This window comes from Hoeflea sp. BAL378, from assembly GCF_000759435.1.
Lineage (GTDB): Bacteria > Pseudomonadota > Alphaproteobacteria > Rhizobiales > Rhizobiaceae > Hoeflea.
Genome location: NZ_JRJG01000232.1, coordinates 1 through 553 on the forward strand (window position 1 = coordinate 1; position 553 = coordinate 553).

General features: G+C 72.3%; 1 protein-coding gene. It reads right to left on the reverse strand.

The features are described 5' to 3' along the window. Window positions 1-553: hypothetical protein (locus LL06_RS27830; protein ID WP_035533726.1), on the reverse strand; the 553-nt coding region annotated here is incomplete at both ends.

A 553-nucleotide genomic window follows, 5' to 3' on the forward strand; every position in this document is an offset into this window, starting at 1 on the left:
CGATTCCAGCTCCTGCCGTTCCGCGCCGAGCGCCGTGGCGTCGGCCGCGGCCAGCAGCGCCCGGGCCTCCTCGAAACTGGCCGTCCCCAGGCTCGTGCGGATCTGCCGCTCGATCTCCTCGATACGGGACGACAGCGCCTTGCGCTCGAGTGCGCGGTCGACGCGGATCGCCGCCTGGGTGAGGGTGTCGGCCTCAAGCGCCGAGAGCATCTGGTCCTTGACGCGCGTGTGCGCCGCGAGCTTTTCGGCGTGATCCCGCTGGCGTTGCCGCGCCTCCTCGAGCCGGGCCGACAGATCGGCCTGGCGCGAGTTCGCCTGGTCGGCGGCGGCGGCGCGGGCGGAAAGGTCGCGGGCGATGGAGGCGGCGGTTGCGTCCGTGATCTCGATGCCGGCGAGGCTTGCGACCTCATTCAGCATCGCACTGTAGCGGGCCTGGTCCTGCTCCATCTTGGCGATGCGGTCGGCGAGGCCCATGCGGTCGTTGAGCGCGGCGCCGAGTTCGCCCAGCAGCAGCAGCACCTCGCGGATCTCCGCCACCGTGGGCGCCCGCTCG